Annotated in this window: 18 protein-coding genes; 4 read left to right on the forward strand and 14 right to left on the reverse strand. The window is 64.1% G+C overall.

Annotated features, from left to right (window positions below):
• Positions 1-75 precede the first annotated feature (75 nt).
• On the forward strand, positions 76-402 hold the full coding sequence (locus A9976_RS14135) for a DUF4148 domain-containing protein (protein ID WP_183019528.1): 327 nt from the start codon (positions 76-78) through the stop codon (positions 400-402).
• Between the two features lie 79 nt (positions 403-481).
• Here the strand turns inward: A9976_RS14135 and A9976_RS14140 are convergent, their stop codons facing one another.
• On the reverse strand, positions 482-949 hold the full coding sequence (locus tag A9976_RS14140; protein ID WP_013800686.1) for a nuclear transport factor 2 family protein: 468 nt from the start codon (positions 947-949) through the stop codon (positions 482-484).
• 85 nt (positions 950-1,034) lie between these two features.
• Here A9976_RS14140 and A9976_RS14145 point away from each other — a divergent pair, with 85 nt between their 5' ends.
• Positions 1,035-1,613 carry a TetR/AcrR family transcriptional regulator gene (locus tag A9976_RS14145; protein ID WP_183019529.1) on the forward strand — a complete coding sequence of 193 codons (579 nt, stop codon included), beginning with the start codon at positions 1,035-1,037 and terminating at the stop codon, positions 1,611-1,613.
• A gap of 107 nt (positions 1,614-1,720) precedes the next feature.
• Here A9976_RS14145 and A9976_RS14150 read toward each other — a convergent pair whose 3' ends face one another.
• From A9976_RS14150 to A9976_RS14210, 13 genes are all read right to left on the reverse strand, one after another.
• Positions 1,721-3,730, reverse strand: coding sequence for an ABC transporter permease (locus A9976_RS14150; protein ID WP_310889395.1), 2,010 nt, complete (start codon positions 3,728-3,730; stop codon positions 1,721-1,723).
• A complete protein-coding gene (locus A9976_RS14155; RefSeq protein WP_183019530.1) occupies positions 3,727-4,944 on the reverse strand; it encodes an efflux RND transporter periplasmic adaptor subunit in 1,218 nt (405 codons plus the stop codon). Before A9976_RS14155 ends, A9976_RS14150 begins: the two co-directional genes overlap by 4 nt.
• 66 nt (positions 4,945-5,010) lie before the next feature.
• Positions 5,011-7,512, reverse strand: coding sequence for a TonB-dependent siderophore receptor (locus A9976_RS14160; RefSeq protein ID WP_183019531.1), 2,502 nt, complete (start codon positions 7,510-7,512; stop codon positions 5,011-5,013).
• Positions 7,513-7,794: 282 nt separating this feature from the next.
• Entirely contained in the window at positions 7,795-8,901 is a 1,107-nt protein-coding gene (locus A9976_RS14165; protein WP_259649205.1) for a FecR domain-containing protein, read from the reverse strand.
• A complete protein-coding gene (locus tag A9976_RS14170) occupies positions 8,865-9,542 on the reverse strand; it encodes an RNA polymerase sigma factor (protein WP_183019532.1) in 678 nt (225 codons plus the stop codon). The genes A9976_RS14165 and A9976_RS14170 overlap by 37 nt, the downstream gene beginning before the upstream one ends.
• A 972-nt stretch (positions 9,543-10,514) precedes the next feature.
• Positions 10,515-13,007 (reverse strand): TonB-dependent receptor, encoded by a 2,493-nt coding sequence (locus tag A9976_RS14175; protein ID WP_259649206.1) that lies wholly within the window; start codon positions 13,005-13,007, stop codon positions 10,515-10,517.
• Positions 13,008-13,131: 124 nt separating this feature from the next.
• Positions 13,132-14,133 carry a FecR domain-containing protein gene (locus A9976_RS14180; protein WP_183019534.1) on the reverse strand — a complete coding sequence of 334 codons (1,002 nt, stop codon included), beginning with the start codon at positions 14,131-14,133 and terminating at the stop codon, positions 13,132-13,134.
• A complete protein-coding gene (locus tag A9976_RS14185; protein WP_183019535.1) occupies positions 14,130-14,651 on the reverse strand; it encodes a sigma-70 family RNA polymerase sigma factor in 522 nt (173 codons plus the stop codon). Before A9976_RS14185 ends, A9976_RS14180 begins: the two co-directional genes overlap by 4 nt.
• Positions 14,652-15,555: 904 nt before the next feature.
• Positions 15,556-16,599: a TIR domain-containing protein gene (locus tag A9976_RS14190; RefSeq protein ID WP_183019536.1), complete on the reverse strand. Its 1,044-nt coding sequence runs from the start codon at positions 16,597-16,599 to the stop codon at positions 15,556-15,558.
• 365 nt (positions 16,600-16,964) lie between these two features.
• Positions 16,965-17,303 carry an IS4 family transposase gene (locus A9976_RS14195; protein ID WP_183019537.1) on the reverse strand — a complete coding sequence of 113 codons (339 nt, stop codon included), beginning with the start codon at positions 17,301-17,303 and terminating at the stop codon, positions 16,965-16,967.
• Positions 17,304-17,369: 66 nt separating this feature from the next.
• Positions 17,370-17,729, reverse strand: coding sequence for a hypothetical protein (locus A9976_RS14200; RefSeq protein WP_183019538.1), 360 nt, complete (start codon positions 17,727-17,729; stop codon positions 17,370-17,372).
• A gap of 795 nt (positions 17,730-18,524) precedes the next feature.
• Positions 18,525-19,454: a DUF4238 domain-containing protein gene (locus tag A9976_RS14205; RefSeq protein ID WP_183019539.1), complete on the reverse strand. Its 930-nt coding sequence runs from the start codon at positions 19,452-19,454 to the stop codon at positions 18,525-18,527.
• Positions 19,455-19,967: 513 nt separating this feature from the next.
• Entirely contained in the window at positions 19,968-20,825 is an 858-nt protein-coding gene (locus tag A9976_RS14210) for a hypothetical protein (RefSeq protein WP_183019540.1), read from the reverse strand.
• A gap of 824 nt (positions 20,826-21,649) precedes the next feature.
• On the opposite strand from A9976_RS14210, the gene A9976_RS14215 reads away from it, so the two are divergent.
• Complete coding sequence (locus tag A9976_RS14215; protein WP_012207457.1) at positions 21,650-21,940, forward strand: co-chaperone GroES; 291 nt, start codon at positions 21,650-21,652, stop codon at positions 21,938-21,940.
• 46 nt (positions 21,941-21,986) lie between these two features.
• Positions 21,987-23,630, forward strand: coding sequence for a chaperonin GroEL (gene groL / locus A9976_RS14220; RefSeq protein ID WP_013800679.1), 1,644 nt, complete (start codon positions 21,987-21,989; stop codon positions 23,628-23,630).
• Positions 23,631-23,720: the final 90 nt, after the last annotated feature.

The following is a 23,720-nucleotide window of genomic DNA, read 5'->3' on the forward strand; positions in this document are numbered from 1 at the left end:
GCGCGGCCCAGGCGACCTGCCCAAGCAGGCGGCCCAAGCCATGGCCCGGCTCCACCCACCCCCATCTGTCAAACCATGTCAAACACAACCCCCTCCCCCACCGCTGCTGCAGGCGCACTCGTCCTGAAGTCGGCGCTTGCCGCCATCGCTTTCTCTACCTGCTTCGCTGCCTATTCGAAGCCGCAAGATGCCTCGACAGCACCATCGGGCGCAGCGCTGTCCCGCGCCGAAGTCATCGCCGATCTCGCACTCTGGCGCCGCGCCGGATTGGACCGCCATGCGGAGATATCGATCTCCTACGGAGTCGAAACGCAGGAATATCGGGCCGCATACCAGGAGTACCTGCGCCTTCGCAACAGCGAGGCGTTTCAGGCGGAGGTCCGCAAGGCGTTGAGTCGGTAAGGCGGAGCCCGTCCCCGCCCAGGCCATCGCGGCAGTGGCCGACTGCCCCGCTGGCTCGGGACGTGGCCCGGGGCTTTGCCTACAGGCCCAGGTCGGACAGACCGGGGTGGTCATCGGGGCGACGGCCCAGCGGCCAGTGGAACTTGCGCTCCGACTCCTGGATGGGCATGTCGTTGATGCATGCGAAGCGCCGGCGCATGAGACCGTCGGCCTCGAACTCCCAGTTCTCGTTGCCGTACGACCGGAACCAGTTCCCGGCATCGTCGTGCCACTCATAGGCATAGCGGACTGCGATCCGGTTTTCTCCGTACAGCCAAAGCTCCTTGATCAGCCGGTAGTCCAGCTCCTTCTTCCACTTTCTCTCAAGAAGGGCCTGGGCCTCGGCGCGGCTGTTGGCGAACTCCGCCCGGTTGCGCCATTTCGTGTCGAGGGTATAGGCCATCGCGACCTTGGCCGCATCGCGTGTGTTCCACCCATCCTCGGCCAGACGGACCTTTTGGACGGCGCTTGCGAGAGAGAAAGGGGGCAGGGGTGGGCGAGTTTCCATGATGTGACCTTTTGAAGAGATGTAGAACGATCTGTCTACATGCGCCACTCTAACAAAGGTGGAACGATCTGTCTACAATGTCTTCATGAAAACTTCCGAGCCATCCTTCGAGTCATTGCCGCCCCGCGAGCGCATCCTGGTGGCAGCCCATGGCCTCTTCTACGCAGAGGGCATCCGGGCCACGGGCGTGGACCGGATCATCGAGCGGTCGTCGGTCAGCAAAGTCACCTTCTACCGCCAGTACGCCAGCAAGGACGACCTGATCCGGGCGTACCTCGACTACCGCCATGAGCGGTGGATTTCCTGGTTCCAGGCAAGCCTGGCGCAGGCGACCGCCGGGGGCTCGCCAGCGTTGGATGCGCTGTCCAGCACCCTCAGGAACTGGTTCGGCCAGCCCGACTTCCGGGGCTGCGCCTTTCTCAATGCCGCTGCCGAACTGGGCTCGTCCGACCATGAGATCCTGGCAACGGTCCGGCGGCACAAGCAGGAAATGTCGTCCGTGCTGGATCGCCTGTTCGGTGGCCATCCCGTATCCGTGGGCGCCGCGCTCACCCTGGTGGCGGATGGCGCCATCGTCCATGCGCAGATGGGCCAGCCGATCGATGAAGTCATGGAGAACTTCAAGGCAGCGGCCGAGGGGGTGGTGAGCCGCCCCGGGTCTTGAGGGGGCTCAGGCATCCGGGGCACATGGGGCCGATACATCTGCAGCAAAGGGCATCGGACACGGGACACGTGTGCCGTGCCGTTGCGCAAGTTCCGCACCGGGCCTCGTTACTCCCCTGCCAGCGCAACGACAGGATCGAGCCTTGCCGCCTGCCGGGCCGGCATGAAGCCGAACACCAGGCCCGTCGCCACCGCACAGCCGAAGGCCAGCAGCATGGCTCTCACCGAGAAGACCAGTTCGCTGCCCCAGACGATGAGACCTGCCCCGATGGCCACCCCCGCCACGATGCCGGCGGTTGCGCCGACCATGGTCACCAGCACGGCCTCGGTGAGGAACTGTCGCTGGATGTCCGTTTGGCGCGCCCCGGTCGCCATGCGGATGCCAATCTCGCGCGTGCGCTCCTTCACCGCCATGAGCATGACGTTCATCACGCCGATGCCGCCTACCAGCAGGGACACGGCGGCGATCAGGCTGAGCATCGTCGTCATCGAATCCTGGGCCTGGGCCTGGGCCTGCAAACGCGCGGCCGCGTTGGCGACGAAGAAATCCTCGCGCCCGTGGCGCAAGCGCAGCAACGCCTCGATGGCCGCCTGCGCCGGCAGCACGCTCGGCGAATCCCGTGCCTGGACCACCGTGTAGTGCGGATCGAAGCTGCGACCGTTCGGAAAAACGCGCAGGATGCCCGAGCGGTAGGGCACCACCACCAGGTCGTCTTGCGAACTGCCGCCATCGCCGGCGCCCTTGGCCGCCATGACGCCGACCACCTGGAACGGTGTATTGCCGATGAGAAGCTGCCTGCCCAGCGGCGATTCATCTTCGAAGAACCGCTCGCGCACCTTCTGCCCGATCACGACCACCGGCGCCAGCTGTTCGTCCTCCGCCTCGGTAAAGAACCGGCCTTCTGCCACCGGCCAGTGATGGATGGACGGCCATGCATGGGTGGCCGCGATGGTGTCCGCCTGCCAGGCCAGGTTGCCATGTCGCAGCATGGCCGGGTCGCGCGCCACGGGCATGGCGTGCGCCACTTCCGGCAGCTTCTCTATCTCCTCGAGGTCGGCCAGGGTCGTCACGCCCTGCGGACCACCCTGCGGTGGCGGGCGGTTGTTGATGTACATGACGGTCGAGCCCATCGCGCCCAATCGCGCGACCACATCCTCGCGCGCTCCCATGCCCACGGCCAGCATCACGATGACCGAGGCCACGCCGATGACGATGCCCAGCAAGGTCAGTGCGGTGCGCGAGCGGTGGATGCGCATGGAGCGCCAGGCCGATCGCAGCGCCTCGCGCAGGTCCGACAGCAGCGGCGTGCCCGGCTCCAGCCGCGCTCCTTCCGCGCCGGGCGCGGGGATGGCGGCGAGCGCGAGGTCTGACGCGGCCTGGCCTGACGCGGCTCGGCCTGACGCGGCTCGGCCTGACGCGGCTCGGCCTTCCCGGACGTCGCCGACGATGCGCCCGTCGCGGATCTCCACGACGCGCCGGGCCTGTGCCGCCACCTCGCGGTCGTGGGTGATCAGGATGATGGTGTGGCCGGCATCCGCCAGCTCTTGCAGCAGCGCCATGACCTCGGCGCCGCTTTGGCTGTCCAGCGCGCCCGTGGGCTCGTCGGCCAGGATGATGCGCCCGCCATTCATCAGCGCCCGGGCGATGGAGACGCGCTGCTGCTGCCCTCCGGACAGCTGGTTGGGTCGCAGGTGCAGCTTGCCGGCAAGCCCCAGGCGTCCCAGCAGCGCGCCTGCACGTTCTGCGCGCTCGGCCCCGGTCTTGCCGGCGTAGATCGCCGGCATCTCCACGTTCTCCTGCGCGGAGTCGGTGGCGATCAGGTGGTAGCCCTGGAACACGAAGCCGAAGGCCTCGCGTCTAAGCCAGGCCAGCTCGTCGGCGACCAGGTCGGCCACGTCACGGCCGTTGAAGCGGTACGTGCCTTGACTCGGCCGGTCCAGGCAGCCCAGCAGGTTCATCAGCGTGGACTTGCCCGAGCCGGACTGGCCGACGATGGCGACGAATTCCCCGGCATGGATGGCCAGGTCGATGCCGTGCAGCACCTCCACCACGGGGCGCCCCGTGGCGGCGCCGCCATAGCGCTTGCGGATGCCCCGCAGTTCGATCAGCGGGGTCACCACCGCAATCTCCTGGGGCCCGCGGCCGGGGCCGTCTCACCGGTGATGATCCGGTCCCCTTCGGCCAGCCCCTCCAGCACCTCCGCCTGAAGGCGGTCCCTCACGCCCAGACGCACACGGCGGACTTCCACGACCTGGTCAGGTGACCGCTCGGCAAGCAGGCGGACCTCGTGCGTCTTGTCGGCGTGGAGGTCGCTGGCGGTCTTGAAGGCGGCCAGCGGGGCGACAAGCACCCCCTGGGCCTCCGCAGCCACCACGGTAGCTTGTGCCGTCATCTGCGGCATCAGGGCGCCGTCGGGATTGTCCACGTCGAACAGCACGGTGTACTGCACGGCCTTCATGGCGGGCGCCGCAGCAGCGCCGCTGCCACCGGCGGCACCGGCACCGGATTGCACGGGCGGGGCCGGCAGCACCTGCCGCACCTTGCCGCTCCATCGGCGCCTGTCCCCTCCGAGCGTGGTGAAGTAGGCGGCCTGGCCCACCTTGACATGGCGGATATCGGCCTCGGACACCTCAGTCCACACCGTCATCCGCGAGAGGTCGGCAATGCGCAGCACCGCGGGCGTCTGGTAGGTGGCGTTCAGCGTCTGGCCTTCCTTGACGTCGATGCTTGTCACCACGCCTTCAATGGGGGCGTAGATGCGCGTGTAGCCCAGCCGCGCCTCGTCGGCGCGCAGACTGGCCGCCGTCTGGCGAATCGTGGCCTCGTACTGCGCCACCTTGGCCCGCGCCGAGCGCCGCATGGCGGCGGCCGTCTGCACGTCCTCCAGCCGGGTGGCTCCATCACGCGCCATCTGCTGCTGGCGGCTGTACTGCTGGCCGGCCAGCTCCGCCTGGGCCTGTGCGTCGTCCAGCTGGGCACGCAGGCTGGCAATCCGGGCCCGTCCGGCCTCCACGGTGGCCGCCAGCACGCTGGCGTCGATCTCGGCCAGCAACTGGCCCTTGCGCACCGTATCGCCCGGCTGCACGTGGATATGGGTGATCTGGCCTGATACCTGGGCGCCAACGTCCACCGAACGCACGGGTTGCAAGGTGCCGATGGCCGCGACGCTCGATTCGATGTCGCCGCGGCCGACCGTGGCCGTCTGCCATCGCGGCGATGAATCCGGTCGCAGCAGGAGCCAACCTGCGGCAGCGGCCACCGGAATCAGGATCGCCAGGGCGAGCCTGCCCGCGCCGGGCCGCCACCGGCGCTGCGTGGAGTGCGGCGGCATCACCGGGCAGCCTCGCAACTCGATGTGGCGGTACGGCGCATGTCGTCGTGCTTTCCGTCCCGCCGGTCAGTAGTCATAGCGCAGGGTCACCGCGAAGCTGCGCGGCGTGCCGGCGAAGACGCCGCCGTAGTTGTTGTTGGTCGGGATGGTCTGGTAGTAGTGCTTGTCCAGTGCGTTGCGAACGTTCACCTGCAGCCGCAGGCGGCTGGTGAACTGGTAACCCGCATGCAGGTTCAGCAGCGTGTAGCCGCCCTGCTGGATGCGAAACCCGGCACCGTCGTGCGACATGGCGCTCTGTGCCTGCACGCTGCCGCCCACACGCCACCGTCCTCCGGGCAGGCGGTAGTCGGTGGACAGCTTGAAGACCTTGCGCGGCAGGGTGGTGTTGTAGTGCTTGCCCGCATTGGGGCCGGCCACGTACTTCGGGTCGCTGAAGGTGAAGCCGGCGGCAACGTTCCAGCCTGGTGCGGGCGAGCCCGTGACCTCCAGGTCGATGCCACGGTTGCGTACCTTGGCGCCCTCTGTGTAGCAGCGGGCGCCGCCACTGAGCCCGCAGGTCGAGGCCATGCTCAGGGCCACCGGCAGGTTCAGCTGGTCGGTCTGGAACACGGCCAGCGCAGTCTGCAGGCGGCCGTCGAAGAACTGGCTCTTCACACCGGCTTCGTAGTTCTTGCCCTTCACCGGGTCGAGCAGGCCGCTCGGGCTGTAGTACTGCTGGATCGAATAGATGTCGGTGTAGCTGGCGTAGAGCGCATGCGCAGGGCTCAGGTCATGGACCACGCCCGCATACGGGATGAACTGCCGGCCGGAGTCGAACGAGGCGGTGGTGTACGGGCTGCGGGAGGAATAGTCCGACCAGCTCAACCGGCTGCCGACGATGAAGCTCAGCGCCTCTGTGGCACGCAGGCGGGTGGCGATGGAAGCGCCTTTCTCGTTGCGCTCCAGCGCATAGACGGAGGGCGTGCTGCTGAAGCCCGGCACCCGGATCGAGGAGAAGTCGAAGCCGGTGACGTCTATCGTCTGCGAGCCCCGGGGCGCGTAGATGTCGTAGTCGAAGTTGTCCCTGCGGGTGCTCAGGCCCAGCATGAGCTGGTGCTGGCGGCCGAACAGGGTGTAGGGGCCTGTGGCATGCAGGTCTAAGGCGAACTGCTTGTCGGTGTACTCCGCGTCCACCCAGGTCAGGGCATGGCTGTCGCCCGAGATCCGTGCGGGGTAGTTGGCAACGAAGCTGGCCTTGGAACGCACCGCGTTGAAGGCGGCGGCCAGGTTCCAGCCGTTGCCCAGGCGGTGCTTCACGTCGCCGAAGACGGTGTAGTTGTCCCGGTTCAGGTGCGCGTCGGGACCTGCTTGCGAGGCCGAGCGGTCCAGGGGGTAGAACGAGCCATCTTCCCGCGTGTTGAAGCCGCCCCAGTCATAGCCCTGGTGGTTGTCGCGCTGCGCGCTGAAGCCGAGGCTGGCCGTCGTGGCGGCGCCCAGGTCGGTCTCCACGATGGCATAGAGCATCCGGTTGTCGGCCTCGGCGCCCTGCCTGAAGCTGTTGGCCTGGTTGTTGAGCAGCACGGCGCGGCCGCGCACGGTGCCTTGGGCATTGAGCGGGCCGGATACGTCGAACTGCGCGCGGTAGTCCGCCCAGGAGCCGGCGCCGACCTCGGCACTCATCTGGAACTCGCGCGTCGGCCGCTTGCGCACCAGGTTGATGACGGCCGACGGGTTGCCCGAGCCCTGGAGCAGACCGTTGGCGCCGCGCACCACCTCCACCCGGTCGTAGATCGCCATGTTGTTGAGCGACATGGCGTCGGCCGAAAAGCTCTCGGCCATGCTGGTGGACAGGCCATCGATCTGCAGGTCCGTGACCTGGAAGCCTCTGGAATAGAAGTACGAGCGCTCGGTGCCCAGCTGGCTGTAGGTGACACCCACAAGGGCATCGGTCACGTCGTCGAGCGACTGCATGTTGGCATCGCGCATCTGCTGCTGCGTCACCACGCTGACCGATTGCGGCGTCTCGCGGATGGACAGGTCCAGTTTGGTGGCAGTGCGCACCCGGTCCGCGGTGTAGGAGCCGGTGCCTTCGGTCGCTCCATTGGCATCGGCTTGCGCCGTCACCGTCACTTCCGCCAAAGTCACCTTGGAAGCCGCAGCCGCTGCTGTCTGGATGGTGAAGGTGCCGGGCTGCGTGCTGACGGCGACCAAGCCCGTTCCAGCCAGCAGTCTGGCCAAGGCTTCGCGTGCACTGAGATTGCCGCTGACTGCTGCGCCTTGGCGCCCTTCGACCAGCCCGTCATCAAAGAGCACCTGCGCTTGCGTCTGGCGGCCAAATGCCTTGAGGGCTTCGAGCAGGGGCTGGGCCGCAATGTGAAAGGGCTGGCGAACTTCCATGGCGGCGGCGGGCTGGGCCAGCGCCTCGCCGGGGCTGACGGCCATCACGGCTACCGCTGCCGACACGAGCACCGCCACCAGGCTGGGCCGCAGCACAGGGCCGCACTCCTGTGTACGGACAGGCCGCGCACGGTGCGCGGCCAGCTTCCCATTGTTGTTCTCGAAACGTTCCCTCGACTGACCTTGGTACATGACCTGTAGCTCCTGGATTCCTTGTGCGTACGACGACGACGGCAGGCCCAGGGCAGGAAGGCGGGTACGCCCGCTTGCCAGATCAGGCGGGGGCGTAAAAGAGACAGCCAACTGCGCGGGGATGCCGCTTGCTTGCGACCGTTGGCTGGGAATCAATCAGAAAGCGGTGATTGCTCATTTCCGTGGCTGGCAGCCCGGGGCGCAGAAATTCCTCGCCCCTACCCATGAAGAAGCAGGAAAAGGCGAAACCAGAGAACCCAGCAACATGAAACAATTTGTATCTCAACGAGAACCGATCAGCCAGCCACCCTCGGCGCGCCGCTGCACGCGCACGCTGGCTACGCTGGGCAGGGCCAGGAGGAAGCGTTCCGGCTCCTCCAGCGCAAGCAGGCCCGAAACAGTCACGGCCTGGAGCGCAGGGCTCTCTATCTCCACTGGCTGGCCGAGGTAGCGCGACAGTTCATCCGCCACATGCCGAAGCGGGGCGCGCTTGAAGTAGATCTGCCCGGTCCGCCATTGCGCAACCTCTTGCGTTGCCACTGACAGGCTGCGGCGGCGCCCGCTGGCGGGATCGATGGCCACACCCGCGCCCGGGCCCATGGCGAGCACGGGGGCTTCGGGATGGGTCTTTGAGCGCACCTCGACGCGCCCTTCCTGCACCTGCACCACGAATTCCGGCGGGGCTGCCCGCACATTGAATGCGGTGCCGACGACGCGCACCTGGCTGCCGCCGCTGTCCACGGTGAAGGGCTTGCCGGCATCCGCCGCGACCTGGAAAAAGGCCTCGCCCTGGTCGAGTACGGTTTCGCGCCGGCGGGGGTAGTAGCGCACCTGAAGTCGGCTGTTGGCATTGAGCGCCACCTGCGATCCATCGGGCAGGTCGATGCGGCGAAGTTCGCCGGGAGCGGTGGCGATATCGACCGCATAGCTGGCGGTGTTGTCCCAACGGTGCCAGCCGTACCCGGCGACGACCACGGCGAACAGTGCTGCGGCGAAGGCCGATGCCATGGCGGGTCTGCGCGGCCGGTCCGCGGCCCCTGCAGCACTGCGTGGCTGCGGCGCCGGCCTGCCGGCGCGCGGCGCTTCGCGGGCGGCGGCCGCTGGCGGGTTGCGCCCGTAGACGGCCGGGAACATGGCCTTGAGCTGCTCCGCTTCACGCCAGGCGCGGCCGACGCCATCCATGGCCTCGCGATGGGCCGGGTCCTGCGCCAGCCACTCGTCGAGAGCGCGCTCGTCCGCGCCCGACCAGCCGGGCTGCTGGCGACACACATACCACTCGCCCGCGCGATGGTTGAGCCCAAGCACCTGCTCGGGCGGAAGGTCCTGCAACCGGGAATGGCCTGGCTCTGCGCTCATGCTCTTTTGCCCTGCGCCGGTGGGGCGGCGCATTCGTCGTCGTTGTCTTCTTCGGCGTCCAGTGTGCCCTGCAGGGCCTGCAGGCGCCTCATCTGGGTGGCACTTGCGAACAAGATGCGCGTCTCGCAATAGCCGACGGCCCGGCCCAGGTGCTTCACCACCATCCGTGTACTGATCCCCATGCAATCGGCGGTTTCCTCAACGGTGAGCCCCTCGATCCGTTGAAGAATGAAGGCTTCGCGCTGCCGTGGCGGCAGTTCCTGGATCGCCTCGTGCAGCCGCGTCAGCCGCTGGCGGCTCTCGGCTTGACGCTCGGTGTCTCCGAAGCCCTCGGCAGAGATGGCAAGCAGCTCCTGCTGGCAGTCGTCATACGGAACACTCTGGAGCCCGTGCGCCTCCGGGCCCTTTTCCCAGTCTCGCGCCGCCACGCTGCGCACGGTCTGCCGCAGATAGGGCTGCTCCTGCCCGGGCTCGAGATTCCTGCCCGTGGCGGCCACCCGCGCGAACACTTCCTGCGCCGCGTCCTCGACCGCTGCGGTGGTTCGAAAGTGTCGGCGCAACATGCGCATCACAGGCGTGCGCCAACGCGTATAGAGCGCAACCAGGGGAGCCTCTGAAGTCTGGCGCCCAGGTATCGGCTCACCCCGCGCTGCGGAGACCGGATTGCGTTTCATCCCCTAGCCTTTGCGCCCGGGAGGAATGCAGCAGCCGACCGTGAACCTGCAAGGGCACTGCATTCGTCAGTGATGAAAGTGTGGAGGTGAGGCACAACGCGCAGATGGGCAACCGATCCGTGGCGCCGGGGGTCCCACGCATCGGATGGACAACGACGGGGAGGGGCGCCCAGGCCATGTGCGCAGATCGAATGAATTAATGAATGAGATTCATTCCCATTCTAGCGCCTGGACATCCTGCAACCGGGACTCTGGCCCCCAGCGGCGCGCCGCGGGAGCTCCATCGGCGCGGGCTCTGCAGAAGCCACGTCTTGCCACGTCTCGCCATGGTGCTGGCCGAGCGCTCAGCCAACACCCACCAAGAATCCCTGGCGCAAAAAGCATGTGGGGCGTCGCTGCTGCGGAACGCCACTGAACACGCCGCGCGTCACGCAGATAACTCGTTGATCTCTCACGTCCTCGCAAGCCATGCGCCATCGATCTTCAGAGAGATGCGCCACTGTACTTTAGATTTTTTGGCCAGCAAGGCTGAGGAGCGAGCTATCGGCCGAGGCGCAAGCGCTCAGGGCCGATGTGCGGCGGCGTCGCGGGTTGCCATGGGCTCTTGTATGGCAGCTACCGACCCGTTGCAGTCGTTCGTCGTTGGCCTGTCGGTGTCGGCTTTGCCTCGGCAGCTGCCGGCCCCCGCCGCCGGGCGAACTCACGCTGCATGGCGCAAAGCAGTCCTTAGCCCCTGCGACAAGCGCTGGCCCAAATGGTGGGTCTACTCGAGGGTTAGGACACTCTCCGGGCGCTCGCCCCGTGCCAGTGATCGTCTCACCCCCACTCAAACTTGCAGTCCCGAAACACGGATGGACGGTCAGGCTCGCCATGACACCCTGACAGCTCTACCCTCGCAAACATCGCCATCAACGGCGGACAGCACATCCACTGATGCTGACGACGTTCACACGGGGCGCAGCTGAAAACATTTCAGAACTTCATAGACACCGCCACGCGCATATTCCGCGCCTCCCCGTAGTACGACGAGGTCGAAACCCCTTGGTACTTGCGGTCGAAGACGTTGTAGAGGTTGGCCGAGACCGTGAGCTTCGGATTGATGGCGTATTGCACCATCAGGTCGGCCACGGCATAGCTTTTCTGCTCGACACGGCTGACGTTGGGCAGGCCCAGGAAGGAGAGGTCGCTCCAGGTGCCGCTTTGCCAGCGCGCGCCGCCGCCCACGGTCAGGCCGTGGCCTATCTGAGGCAGGCGGTAGGTGGTGAACAGCTTGAGGGTGTTGTGCGGGATTTCGGGGTTCAGGCGGTTGCGCTCGGCGTCGCGCGCGATGTTGCGGGCAAAGCCGACGGAGGCGTTCCAGTGGCGGCGGATTTCGCCGGTCATCTCCACCTCGAAGCCACGCGTTTCGGCGCCCTTGACGGCACGGTAGGCCTGCTCGCCATTGGGCGCGTAGCTGCCCGTGATGGCCTGGGCCACGTTGTCCTGCAGCAGGCGGTAGACGGCGGCGCCCACCTGCAGGCGCTTGTCCAGCAGCTCGCCCTTGAGGCCCAGCTCGTAGCTGCGGCCCAGGAGGGGATCGAGCTTTTTGCCGTGGATGTCCAGGCTGCTCTGCGCCTGGAAAATATCGGTATAGCTGGCATAGGCCGACCAGTCGCGGCCCACGTCCAGCACCAGGCCGGCGAAGGGCGTGAGCTTGCCGTTTTCGGCCATGGCGCTGCCGCTGGTCTCGCCGCTGGCGAAATCGGTGTAGCTGTCGCGACGCTTCCAGTTCGTGATGCGTGCGCCCGCGATGACGGACAGCCGGTCCGTGGGGCGCAGCTGCAGCGATCCGTAAGCACTGCTGCTGCGTTCCACGGCCGCGCTGCGGCCTAGTACCGGGTTGTCGGGCTGCACCGGCGTGCGGCCATCCCAGGTGAAGAGGTTGTCTATGGTGCTGTCCCAGCCGGGGAAGGCCCAGCGGCCATGCGAGCTGCTGTCGTTGCGCGTGCGCGCCACACTGGCGCCGAAGGCGGCCTGGTGCTGGCGTCCCAGCAGCTGGAAGGGACCGGAAGCCGTGAGGTCCAGCGTGTCCTGCCGAGGCCGCCCCGTCCACCAGGCGGCCCACAGGCCGGCACCTTCGCCGGTGGTGCGGTCCACAGGCTGTTCATTGGTCCAGCCCGGAATCTCGTCATAGCTGCTGCGGTCGAGCGTGTAGATGGCCTTCAGGCGCCAGTCGCTGGCCATGCGGTGTTCGAGCGAGGCGAAGACACTGTGGTAGTCCCGCCGTGCCGAGGCCCAGCGCGCGCCCGAGGACGCGGAGCGGCTCCAATCGATGCGCGTGCCATCCGTGTAGAAGAAGGGCCGGCCGCCACGGCCCACGCCAGAAGCGTCGTAGTCCTGCGCGGAAAAGCCCACGGTGGCCAGCGTGGAGGGCGACAGGTCGGCCTCCACCACGCCGTACAGCGAGCGGCTGCGGTCCTGCTCGTAGTCGACCTTGGAATGGCGGTTCTGCGATACGGCCACGATGCGCCCGCGCACCGATCCGGAGGCGTTGAGCGGCGATGACAGATCCACCTCGGCACGTGCGAAATCCCAGGAGCCTGCCGTGAGCCTGGCGCTGCCCTGGAACTCGGCCGTGGGCAGCTTGCGCACCAGGTTGATGGTGGCGCCGGGCGTGCCCGCGCCGCTCATCAGCCCCGAGGCGCCGCGCACGACTTCGACGCGGTCGAACATGGCCATGTCGCTGGTCTGGAAGATGGCCGGGTAGTCGCTGAACAGGCGGTTGACGCCATCGACCTGGAAGTTCTTGATCTGAAAGCCCCGCGCGAAGAACTGGTTGGTGTCGCCGCCCGTGGGACCGTACTGCGCATAGCTCAGGCCCGTGGTCTGGCGGGCGATGTCTTCCTGCAGCACGATGCCCTGGTCGTCCATGCGCTGGCGCGTGATCACGCTGACCGACTGCGGCGTCTCGCGCAGCGACAGGGACAGGCCCGTGGCGGCCCGCGATTCGCTGGCGGCGTAGGACTGCGTGCCCTCGGTGACGGCGCTGCGCTCGGCCTGGGCGGTGACGCGCACCTCGGCCAGCGTGGCCGCGCCGGTGGGCGCTCCCACGGCCAGGGACGGTCGCACCACAAAGCCGCCGCCCTCGCGCGGCAGGGCCTGCAGGCCCGTGCCGGCCAGCAGCGCGGACAGGGCCTGGTCCACGGTTCGATCACCCTGCACGCCGGGGCTGGTCCTGTCTGCGGTCTGGGCGGTGGAGAAGGACAGCAGGATGCCCGCCTGGGCGCCAAAGCGATTGAGCGTGGCGGTCAGCGGCCCGGCAGGAATGTCGTAGCGCTGCACTGCCTGGGCGTGGGGCTGTGCCTGTGCGTGGGCCTGCGCCGGGGCAAGCACCGCCACCAGCGGCAGTGCCAGAACGGCGGGGCGCAAGGCCTGCCGCAGTTGAAATGCCAGTCGTGTGGCGCGAAAAGTCGGGTGATGGCCCATGGTGTGCGTGTCCCTCGGTCCTGGATGGTTGGCAATGGAATGCGGGCGCAGAAAAAAGCGCTTCATCTCCATTGCCCCGCGAGACGCGAAAAGCGATCAGCCAGGATCGACAAGAGCCAGGAAATCAGGCCGGCTCGACCACCACCCAGTAGCGCGTGGCCGTGCGCAGGCGCACCGGCAGGGTGGCCAGCAGCATGGCCAGCACCTGGTCGGTGTCGGCCAGCGGATAGGTGCCGCTGACGGGCAGCTGCGCCACGGCGCCATCGCAGCCCAGGTGGCCGGGCCGGTAGCGCGACAGCTGGTCCAGGAACTCGGCCAGCGGCATGTCCTCGGCCACCAGCATGCCGCGCGTCCAGGCCGCCTGGGCCGGATCGGCGGGTCCGGCCGGCGTGGCGGCCTGGGTGTCGAACTGCGCCTGCTGGCCTGTTTGCAGCAGGTGGCGGTGGCCGGGCCGTTCGCGGGGCGTGATCTCCGTGGCGCCTTCAAAGACCGCAACCCGGCTGGCTCCCTGGCCGCGCTGGCGCACGACGAAGCGCGTGCCCAGGGCACGTATGCGGCCATGGCGGGTCTCGACGAGCAAGGGCGTCGCACCGTCCTTCAGGCCCTGGGCCGTGGCCACCTCGATGTCGCCGCCACGCAGGCGCACCAGGCGCTGCTGCGGGCTGAAATCCAGGTCGACCGCGCTGTCGGCATTCATCTGCAGCTGGGTGCCGTCCGGCAGGCGCAGGCTGCGCCGCTGGGCCGTGCCCGTGCGCAGGTCCGCCCCCAGGCCGGCCAGCCAGTCGCCCGAGGATGCCGGACCTCTCCATGCCACGGCACCGGCACCCGCGCCCGTGAACAGCAGCACAGCCAGGCTGCGCACCGCGAGGCGCCGCCCGCGCCCGCGTGCCGTGCGCGCGGCCTGAGCCAGGGCCACGCTGGCCGGCGTACCGGACAGCGGCTGCAGGCGTGCGCCCATGGCCTCTATGCGCAGCCAGGCGCGCTCATGGTCGGGATGGGATTCGCGCCAGTGCTGCAGGCGCTGCACCAGCATCTCGCGCGTGCCGGCGCTGTGATCATCGGACTGCAGCTCCACCAGCCATTCGGCGGCCTGCTCGCGCACCGCAAGAGGAATGGGCAGGCTCATGCGCCGTCGTCGTCCAGAAAGCAGACTTGCACCACGGCCCGCGCGATATGGCGGCGCACGGTGGGCACGGAAAGGCCCAGTTCAGCCGCGATGTCGGCCTGCCTCATGCCGTCGATCTGCGACAGCAAAAAGGCCTGGCGCACGGGCAGTGGGAGCAGGGCCAGCAGGCGGTCCACCTCGACCAGGGTCTGCAGCACGATGGCGCGGTGCTCGGGGGACTGGGCCACGGCCTCGGGCATGAGGGCCAGGGCGTCCAGATAGGCCTGCTCCACGCAGCGCTTGCGGTAGAGGTTGGCGGCCAGACCCTGGGCAATGGTCATCAGCAGGGCACGCGGTTCGCGAATGGCCTGGATCTCGGCGCCGCTACGGCCCAGCAGGCGCACATAGGTGTCCTGGGTCAGATCGGCCGCATCAAAGGCATTGCCCAGGCGCTTGCGCAGCCAGCCCAGCAGCCAGCCGTGGTGGTCGGAGTAGAGAGTGGCGACATCGGGAGCAAGGGTGCGGTCGGCGGCGGGCATGAGAAAGCGGCACGAGTGAAGCAGGAGGAAAGGCACCGGGGCAATATGCGCCGGTAAACAAGAATGCTTCTTATTTTCATTGTATCCAAATCCTACATCGTCATTGCACCAACCTGCGCACCAACGCCTGAGTGTGGACGCTCGGCGCGAGCACCATCGTGGGCTGATGCCACCTTCGTTGAAACCAGTCGGAGCGACGGCATTGAGTCGACAGGAATCAGCGGTGCAGCGCGAAATGGGGCCTTCGAGGCGAAGCACGGCGCACCGAAGAGTCGACTGGCCACTTCCAAACGGTGAAGCGGTCGTCCAACAATGGAAGCCTTCAACGGCCGGTGTTGGTCGTCCCTGTCACTCTCGCTCTGCACAGTGAAGGGCATAGATCAGCCTGAGGCCATCGTTAGAAAGTCTGCAGTTGCCAACTGCTCCGCAGCGATTGCTGCTGCTCACGGCCACCTCGTGACCTATCAGTTGCAGCCACATGGTGGTCATCCAAGCTTCAGGGCTGGCGGCATCTCCAGATGCTTCGCTCCTCATCCGCACCCGACCTGGTCAAGCTCCCCTTTAGGACTGGCCCGTCATCGTGCCACGAAGGCGGAGCTTCCCTCCCTCCGACTCCACAGAGGTCACCAGCCGAGGCTTCGGTCTCGTTCGCGCCTGATCTAGGTCAGTCACTTTGCACGGCTGGCTGATCTTGGGTGCGCTCAACCCCACGGCCAGGCGCGCCCTCGATGCGAGGTTAGGGCACCGCCCGCAAGGCTGCATGTTGATTCAGCGCCAGCCTTTCGCCGGAAGCTCTGTGTGCTCCTGCAGGCCGCGCTTCGCCGCTGGCCAGCGCGGGAGAGCCCCGAAAAAACTAAAGATCAGTGGCGAAAAAACTAATGTGTAGTGGCGTTCCGCACGCAGTCTATTTGCCGTACATGTCATCCAGCTCTTTTTGGCCGTCGCGATATTCCTTCCAAGCCTTGGCGTTGGTGTCTTTGATGTTCACTTCCACGTATGCCGATCGCACTCGGTGTAGAAGTTCCTGCAAGGCGGTCGACATGTCAGTAGTCGCGCGCTCAATCTCTTGCCAGTCAATTTCTTGCTCGTGGTCCAGAGGCGCGTCGCCAGGGTTAGCGAAGACGTAGTTATCCCCACCAGGCATGTCGTGATACCTTCCGGGAAACGCGAGCGTTGTCGCCCACGCATCGGAAAGCTTGGAAATGGTGGCAGACAGAATCGGGTCGTAGACGTGGAACAGACTGTTGGTCACGACTCCCTTGTAGCTCTCCCAAAACCAAAAGATCTTGCCGCGAAGGTACCGAGGCAACCCTACGATGTAGTCGTCCAACGTGGGGATGTGGAGCTGCGACAGGAGCCAAGTTAAATTCTCGACATCCCGCTGGTGTTGAATCTTCTCCGGCGTCAGCCCACGCAGCTGTACGGGCGTCTTCGGGCTCTTGTCGATGACTGCTTGGATAGCCATTTGAAGGAGCGAGGCCAAATCTGTCGCAGATTTCTTCTTTTCGGGAGAGGGGGAAGTGAAGCTGTACTTGCTGACGCGATTTTGAATGATGTCGAACGGAAGGTCCTTTGGGAATTTCCCGATTGCGTCGTTGAACAGGAGGATGGTGCGGTCCCACCCGACCAATGCGATCGCGTATCCGAGCTCAATGAGGACGTTCGGATTCGCGCACGGGCGCTTAGCCCGTTGCGATGTGACCGTGGTAATGTCTGCAATGTAAATGTCCGCAGCGTCAATTTTCTCCAAAATTTTGTTCGCGATGTTCGGACTTCCCGATGTACCGCGTGTCGCCTCGTCCAGCACGACCGCGAGACCAGGATTTTTAGCTTCAATCGCCTTCTTAGCTACTTTTAATGCATTGCGAATGGCGCCGGAGTTGCTGTCTGACGGAGAGTCGCTTTGCCAGGAGAAGAAGACGCGAGCCGTTCTGGAAGGGTTTGTCATCGGATTAATCTTATCTATTTAGCTTCCGAGAAGTGCCGCTCCGTCAGTCAAGGGCATGCGCGAGCGACTTGCTGGGATCGGGTGCGTGTCGATCCTATCAAAGGTCAGGCGCTCGGCGGCATCCGGATGGGGCAACACTGCCGACCAAGACCGGACCGGACTTAGCGGCGGGCTCGCGCATGCAGCCTGAACGTTCCGTGCGCAAACCGGAAGGAAGTGGGAAATGGAAACCCATGTCTGCTTTGGGCCAACCGCGATCGCTGGTCGCACCCGTCGCCCAATGACGGCTATTGGCATCCGCAGACAACGGGAAGCGCCAAACGACCGACCGCAACCAGCCTAAAGCCATCGTCTTACACACAACTCTAGCCTGCCCGAAGATTACGCACACCCTCAACGAACACGGCCACATCCCGCAAGCCCAGCCATAGCGTCTTGGCCCCTGGCTCCCCATCACCCTTGCGTCCCAGGAAGCCCCCCAACTGCGCAATCAACCGAATCGCCTCTCCCAACGGCGACGTCTTCCTGGGCACAGGCTTTTTGGTCAGCGCATACGCCGCCTTCCATTCATCCCTGTCCAGCAGCACGTCGGCTGGCAGCTGTGGCAACGCTCTGCCCAGCCTCATCAACTGATTGATCCGCCAGGCCACCACCAGGTACAGGGCCAGCACCGTCTCGATGCACTGGCTATCTTGCAGCTGCAACGCCTCGACTCGGCAGCCTTCATTGAGTATCAGAAACAGCAGCTCTATCTCCCAGCGGGCCCGGCATCAGTCGATCAACTGCAGCGCCTGCTCCAGGGTATCGACCTGCCGGTTACTCAACAGCCGCCAAAGTACCGGCTTGGCGCCTTTGGGCGCACCCATCTCCTCGGCCAGCACACACGTCACGGGCAGGCACTGCCTGGCTCCATCGTCGAGCTGCACGCGTTGCACCCGGATGCGCTGGGTTACGCTGCGTGCCTTGCGTCCCCGCCCTGCAGGCAACTCAAAGCGCACCTGCCCAAGTACCGGCGCCTGGGCCAGTTGCTGCCATAGCCGCCCGCCTTCAGGCAGAGCACGGTCATGCTGGCAGCGGATCAGGTAGTCGGCTGCATGCTCTAACTGCCTGGCCCGCACCAGCAAGGCCATGATGTCAGCCTCACGGTCTCCCTCGGACTCCACAGAGGTCACCAGCCGAGGCTTCGATGCTCGTTCGCGCCTGATCTAGGGCAGTCACTCTGCACGGGTGGCTGATCTTGAGTGCGCTCAGCCCCAAGGCCATGGGCGCCCTGCGACGGCAGGACTCAGCCCGCAAGGCTGCATGGTGATTCAGCGCCAGCCTTCGCTGGAAGTTCTGTGTGCTCCTGCAGGCCGCGCGTCGCCGCTGGCCAGCGCGGGCGCGTCCCGAAAAAACTAAAGATCAGTGGCGGAAAAACTAATGTGTAGTGGCGTTCCGCAGCGTCGCTGCACACTGCGGAACGCCAATGAACACGCAGCGCGCCACGCCGATAACTCGTTGATTTCTCACGTCCTCGCAAGCCATGCGCCATCGATCTTTAGAGAGATGCGCCACTTTACTTTCGTCTGCACGGGAAACGCGCCACTGTACTTTAGATTTTTTGGCCAGCAAGGCTGAATAGCGAGCTATCGGCCGAGGCTCAAGCGCTCAAGGCCGATGTGCTGCGGCGTCGCGGGTTGTCAAGGGCTCTCGTGTGGCAGCTAGCGACCCATTGCCGCCGGTTTGAGTGTCCTGGTTCAGCGACTGCTTTATCTGTACGGTTCCTGGGAGTACGAGGAATCTGCGCTCTTGGCCTACGATGTTCTTCTGCCCGTTAAGAGGCGCTCCGAGCGCAAGGCAAACACGGAAGCTTATTGCAAAGCATCGGGCGATCATATTGCTATATTAATACCCATATCCAAACTCCACACGTGAACACCAAGCTTTCAAGATTCTTTGGATTTTTTGATAAATGGCGAGTCTTTAATAAGGTCATTCTCATTTTTTGCGCTGATTAAAAATTTTCGACCAAATCCTGTGTGCAAAATACGAAGTTGCTTAATAATTTGGGGTTGCAGTCGGCGCCATACTATGGCCGAATCAATCCCTGGAGTATTTGTCCAGGGAGCTAGCGTTGTTCGAAATTGGATAATTTTGCTTTCAGCGTCTGTATCCGGCAGAAGAAAGCAGTGAAAATTCGGCCCAAGAGGGACGGAAAGGATGGTGTCATTTTCATGGAGTACGTTATAAACGGTTTGCGGTAGAAAATTAGTATTTATTAGTATCTCCGACACTGGGTGGTCGCTAGTTACAAGACTATTATCTTCTACATAACTAAGAACTATCTTATAGCCATTAATCAATCGAGCGGGCAGTCGATTCATGCCAAGCTTTACGAGTTCATAAGGCCGATTCTGTTGTTGGAGTAGCTTCTTTTCCACGTCCGATAGGCCGCTTGCTTGTATGGAACTTTCAATTTCCTCTACTGTACGCGAGGTGCGTATGAGTTGAGCACTGATGAAATCTAGCAAATTTTTTTTCGCGTCTGGTGCAGACAAAAGCCGGGCTGCTTCCTCGCACATAGCCTCTTCTCGTGACACAGAACTCGTGAGATTCTCAGGATCTAATTTAGAAATACTTTTGAGTAGCGGAGCGACTGCAGACTCTATATCTCCCAAATAATTCTCTATTTCATTACTTGGATTTGCGGCATCATCCTCGTAGAAGTAGTCGTTGCCCAAAATTCTCCTGGTCGCCCTGGGTGAGCTTTTATCTTCGAGCAAATCGTGCAACCACACGTGATTTTCTGGATCAAACCACAAGCGCAGGTAATGTTGTGGAACTTGATGCTGAAACTTTGTTATTTGCTTATTCATTTGTGAAGTTTGAAATTCGAGATGTCTTGAAGACTGAATTCGGTTGGTGACAGTGAACTTCATCCAGCTAAACGCAATTCGTAACTATAGAACATCTGAAGGTCGGCCCAAACTGAATGTAAATTGTCGGCGATAGGCGTCATGAGCCTATTTTCGATGTTGCGAAGTCTCAGAGCATTATGACTTCGTTGAAGTGTATGTCAGGCGTTAACGTCTAGTTATGGCCGCCAGCTGTCCTTGTGTGAGGGCAGGCCTTTCTACGGAGCGCTAAGCGCCCCCTGGTGTCTCGCGTAAGCCTCCCTGTAGCGGGCGGGATGTTGGCCGCGACATTCCCGGGAGCGCGCCACTCTGGCTCGATTTGAGCCATCCAAACGATGCTCACCCCTCATCGCGCCAGTGAGGCAGGGCGGCCGAGCACTCGAAACCACCCCACATAGGTCATCGCCAGAGGCTTCGCTCCTCATCCGCGCCCGACCTGAAGTGAACGCGACCCCAGCTCTCGATCGCCCATACCTACATGACCCGCTCGCCCATCTGGAAGAGCGCAGCCTCAATCTCGCGCAGCGTTGCGAACTGGCTCGCCTGGCCGGCATTGAGCAGTGCGTCAGACAGCAACCAATTGGCACGCACGTTCCAGGTGTAGTGAACCTCGGCTCGGGTAATCCCGGGAAAGATTCCGGGAGCCGCATTGCGGTGACCGTGGGCACTGCCATTTGCCGGCAAAGTTCCAAACCGGAGATGAGTCGGTAAGTTCACCTGCAGCAAGTTCCTGACGTTCGTCCACCAGTGATTAGCAAGCCACGTTAAAGACGCCGCCACTCGGCTGTCGTAGATGATGAAGTCATCGATCAGCAATGCATACACCTTGGTCATTCCGGCATTGAACCGAAGGCCCTCCACTGTGCTCACGTCGTCGCCGTTAGCATGGTCAAGGACCACGGCGGTCAAGAGCGCGTGCAGGTTCGCGTGGTGGCGCGCCAACCATGGCTTGTTTCCGCCATTTGGCGTCGTTGTGTAGACCCCTCCCCAGTGAAGGATACCCGCAACCGCTCCTGCTAGCGCAAGGGTGTGCTCGTCACGGAATGCCCTGCGCAAGGCATTTTGCAGCGCGTCCAGCACCACCGCGTTGTTCGCAAGGGTTGCGCCGGTGGCAAGTGGCGGCACGATGGGATGGACGTACGGGTAGCCATTGTGCGGGTTTGGCAGACCGGCTTTGGCTCTCAATGGCCACGCGTAGGCGTTCATCGCTGCCGGCAGACTCGCATAGTGACGGTGCCCGACAGTGAAGGGCACCGGTTGCCCTTGTAGGCTTAGCGCGAGCCAGTCCCGAAAACTTGCTACCTCGCCGACCAAGTACTGGTTTCGATTCATCGCTTGTCCATTGTTGGGCGTCGCCCGGTTCTAAGGCACTCCGAGCCGGTCGCTCCTGAACGCCGCCTCGTGGCCGACAGCTGCACTTGTGCGAGGCAAGCCTTTCTACGGGGCGCTAAGCGCTCCTCGTGTCTCGCATCAGTCTCGCTGCAGCGGGGGCATGGCGGCCGCGAAGTCCCCGGGAGCGCGTTACTCAGGCTCGATTTGAGCCATCCAAGCGATTCTCACCACTTATCGCGCCAGTGTGGCAGGGCGGCCGAGCGCTCAACCCCCTCATAGGTCCTCGCTAGAGGCTTCACTCCTTATCCGCGCCCGACCTGGTCAAGGCCCTCTTTAGGACTGGCCTGTCATCGCGCCACGAAGGCGGAGCACTCCGCAGAGGTCACCAGCCGAGGCTTCGGTCCTCGTTCGCGCCTGATCTAGGGCAGTCACTCTGCACGGCTGGCTGATCTTGGGTGCGCTCAGCCCTGCGGCCAGGGCGCCCTCAATGCGAGGTTAGGACACAGCCCGCAAGCATGGTGAGTCAGCGCCAGCGTTTCGCCGGAAGTTCTGTGTGCTCCAGCAGGCCGCGCGTCGCCGCTGGCCAGCGCGGGCGCCCAGAAGAAACTAAAGATCAGTGGCGGAAAAACTAATGTGTAGTGGCGTTCCGCACGCACACACTGCGGCACATCCGACCCTACCCCTTGAAACCTGGCCGAATTGCCTTATTATTAGCACTCGTTGGGAATGAGTGCTAACAGTCCTCTGTTCCACATTGCTTCGAATGCCGGCCCGCCGGGCCGGCAAGTCTTTGTTTCAACTTTGTTGATGATTTAGGAGTTGGTATGAACCTGCGTCCCCTGCACGATCGCGTGATCGTGAAGCGCCTCGAGAACGAAACCAAGACGGCTTCGGGCATCGTGATCCCCGAGAACGCCGCCGAGAAGCCCGACCAGGGCGAAGTGCTGGCAGTGGGCCCCGGCAAGAAGAACGACAAGGGCGAAGTGATCGCTCTGAACGTGAAGGTCGGCGACCGCGTTCTGTTCGGCAAGTACAGCGGCCAGACCGTCAAGGTCCATGGCGACGAACTGCTGGTGATGAAGGAAGACGACCTGTTCGCAGTCGTCGAAAAGTAATCCGCGCTTCGAAACCGCACTTTCCAACTGAATCCGGAGAATTGAAATGGCAGCAAAAGACGTAGTTTTCGGCGGCGAAGCACGCGCCCGCATGGTTGAAGGCGTGAACATCCTGGCCAACGCGGTCAAGGTCACGCTGGGCCCCAAGGGCCGCAACGTGGTGCTGGAGCGCTCCTTCGGCGCCCCCACCGTGACCAAGGACGGTGTCTCGGTCGCCAAGGAAATCGAACTCAAGGACAAGCTGCAGAACATGGGCGCCCAGCTCGTGAAGGAAGTGGCCTCCAAGACCAACGACATCGCCGGTGACGGCACGACCACCGCCACCGTGCTGGCACAGGCCATCGTCCGCGAAGGCACCAAGTACGTGGCCGCCGGCCTGAACCCCATGGACCTGAAGCGCGGCATCGACAAGGCTGTCGCCGCCCTGGTGGAAGAGCTGAAGAAGCAATCCAAGGCCACCACCACCTCCAAGGAAATCGCCCAGGTCGGCTCGATCTCCGCCAACTCCGACGAATCCGTGGGCAGCATCATTGCCGAAGCCATGGACAAGGTCGGCAAGGAAGGCGTGATCACCGTTGAAGAAGGCAAGTCGCTGGCCAACGAACTCGACGTCGTCGAGGGCATGCAGTTCGACCGCGGCTACCTGTCGCCCTACTTCATCAACAACCCTGAAAAGCAGGTTGCCCTGCTGGACAACCCCTTCGTGCTGCTGTTCGACAAGAAGATCAGCAACATCCGTGACCTGCTGCCCACGCTGGAAGCCGTGGCAAAGGCCGGCCGTCCCCTGCTGATCATTGCAGAAGACGTCGAAGGCGAAGCCCTGGCAACGCTGGTGGTGAACACCATCCGCGGCATCCTGAAGGTTGTGGCTGTCAAGGCTCCTGGCTTCGGCGACCGCCGCAAGGCCATGCTGGAAGACATCGCCATCCTGACTGGCGGCAAGGTCATCGCTGAAGAAGTGGGCCTGGCGCTGGACAAGGTGACCCTGGAAGACCTGGGCCAGGCAGTGCGCATCGAAATCGGCAAGGAAAACACCACCATCATCGACGGTGCTGGCCAAGCTGCTGAAATCGAAGCCCGCGTCAAGCAGATCCGCATCCAGATCGAAGAAGCCACCAGCGACTACGACCGCGAAAAGCTGCAAGAGCGCGTGGCCAAGCTGGCTGGCGGCGTTGCCGTGATCAAGGTTGGCGCTGCCACCGAAGTCGAGATGAAGGAAAAGAAGGCCCGCGTTGAAGACGCCCTGCACGCTACCCGCGCTGCTGTGGAAGAAGGCATCGTGGCCGGCGGCGGCGTGGCTCTGCTGCGTGCCAAGCAAGCCGTGGGCGACCTGAAGACCGGCGATGCCGAGCAAGACGCCGGCATCAAGCTGATCATGAAGGCCATCGAAGCGCCCCTGCGCGAAATCGTGGCCAACGCCGGTGGCGAGCCCTCGGTGGTGGTCAACGCCGTGCTGAACGGCTCGGGCAACTACGGCTTCAACGCTGCCAACGACACCTACGGCGACATGCTGGAAATGGGTATTCTGGACCCGACCAAGGTGACGCGTACGGCCCTGCAGAACGCCGCTTCCGTGGCATCGCTGCTGCTGACGACCGAAGCCATGATCGCCGAGTCTCCCAAGGCTGAAGGCGGCCCTGCCATGCCCGACATGGGCGGCATGGGTGGCATGGGCGGCATGGGCATGTAATTGCCCGCCGCAACCGGGCAGGCCTTGCGCCATGCCCGGTTTGCCCAGCAAGACAAAGGCCGCCCTCGGGCGGCCTTTGTCATTGCACGA

Source organism: Delftia sp. UME58 (assembly GCF_014170385.1).
Taxonomy (GTDB): Bacteria; Pseudomonadota; Gammaproteobacteria; order Burkholderiales; family Burkholderiaceae_C; genus Comamonas; species Comamonas acidovorans.

Bases quoted from the DNA above. Each gene is read 5' to 3' on its own strand.
- A9976_RS14135 (WP_183019528.1), top strand. From the start codon at position 76: ATGTCAAACACAACCCCCTCCCCCACCGCTGCTGCAGGCGCACTCGTC.
- A9976_RS14140 (WP_013800686.1), bottom strand. From the start codon at position 949: ATGGAAACTCGCCCACCCCTGCCCCCTTTCTCTCTCGCAAGCGCCGTC.
- A9976_RS14145 (WP_183019529.1), top strand. From the start codon at position 1,035: ATGAAAACTTCCGAGCCATCCTTCGAGTCATTGCCGCCCCGCGAGCGC.
- A9976_RS14155 (WP_183019530.1), bottom strand. From the start codon at position 4,944: ATGCCGCCGCACTCCACGCAGCGCCGGTGGCGGCCCGGCGCGGGCAGG.
- A9976_RS14160 (WP_183019531.1), bottom strand. From the start codon at position 7,512: ATGTACCAAGGTCAGTCGAGGGAACGTTTCGAGAACAACAATGGGAAG.
- A9976_RS14165 (WP_259649205.1), bottom strand. From the start codon at position 8,901: ATGCGCCGCCCCACCGGCGCAGGGCAAAAGAGCATGAGCGCAGAGCCA.
- A9976_RS14170 (WP_183019532.1), bottom strand. From the start codon at position 9,542: ATGAAACGCAATCCGGTCTCCGCAGCGCGGGGTGAGCCGATACCTGGG.
- A9976_RS14175 (WP_259649206.1), bottom strand. From the start codon at position 13,007: ATGGGCCATCACCCGACTTTTCGCGCCACACGACTGGCATTTCAACTG.
- A9976_RS14180 (WP_183019534.1), bottom strand. From the start codon at position 14,133: ATGAGCCTGCCCATTCCTCTTGCGGTGCGCGAGCAGGCCGCCGAATGG.
- A9976_RS14185 (WP_183019535.1), bottom strand. From the start codon at position 14,651: ATGCCCGCCGCCGACCGCACCCTTGCTCCCGATGTCGCCACTCTCTAC.
- A9976_RS14190 (WP_183019536.1), bottom strand. From the start codon at position 16,599: ATGACAAACCCTTCCAGAACGGCTCGCGTCTTCTTCTCCTGGCAAAGC.
- A9976_RS14200 (WP_183019538.1), bottom strand. From the start codon at position 17,729: ATGGCCTTGCTGGTGCGGGCCAGGCAGTTAGAGCATGCAGCCGACTAC.
- A9976_RS14205 (WP_183019539.1), bottom strand. From the start codon at position 19,454: ATGAATAAGCAAATAACAAAGTTTCAGCATCAAGTTCCACAACATTAC.
- A9976_RS14210 (WP_183019540.1), bottom strand. From the start codon at position 20,825: ATGAATCGAAACCAGTACTTGGTCGGCGAGGTAGCAAGTTTTCGGGAC.
- A9976_RS14215 (WP_012207457.1), top strand. From the start codon at position 21,650: ATGAACCTGCGTCCCCTGCACGATCGCGTGATCGTGAAGCGCCTCGAG.
- groL (WP_013800679.1), top strand. From the start codon at position 21,987: ATGGCAGCAAAAGACGTAGTTTTCGGCGGCGAAGCACGCGCCCGCATG.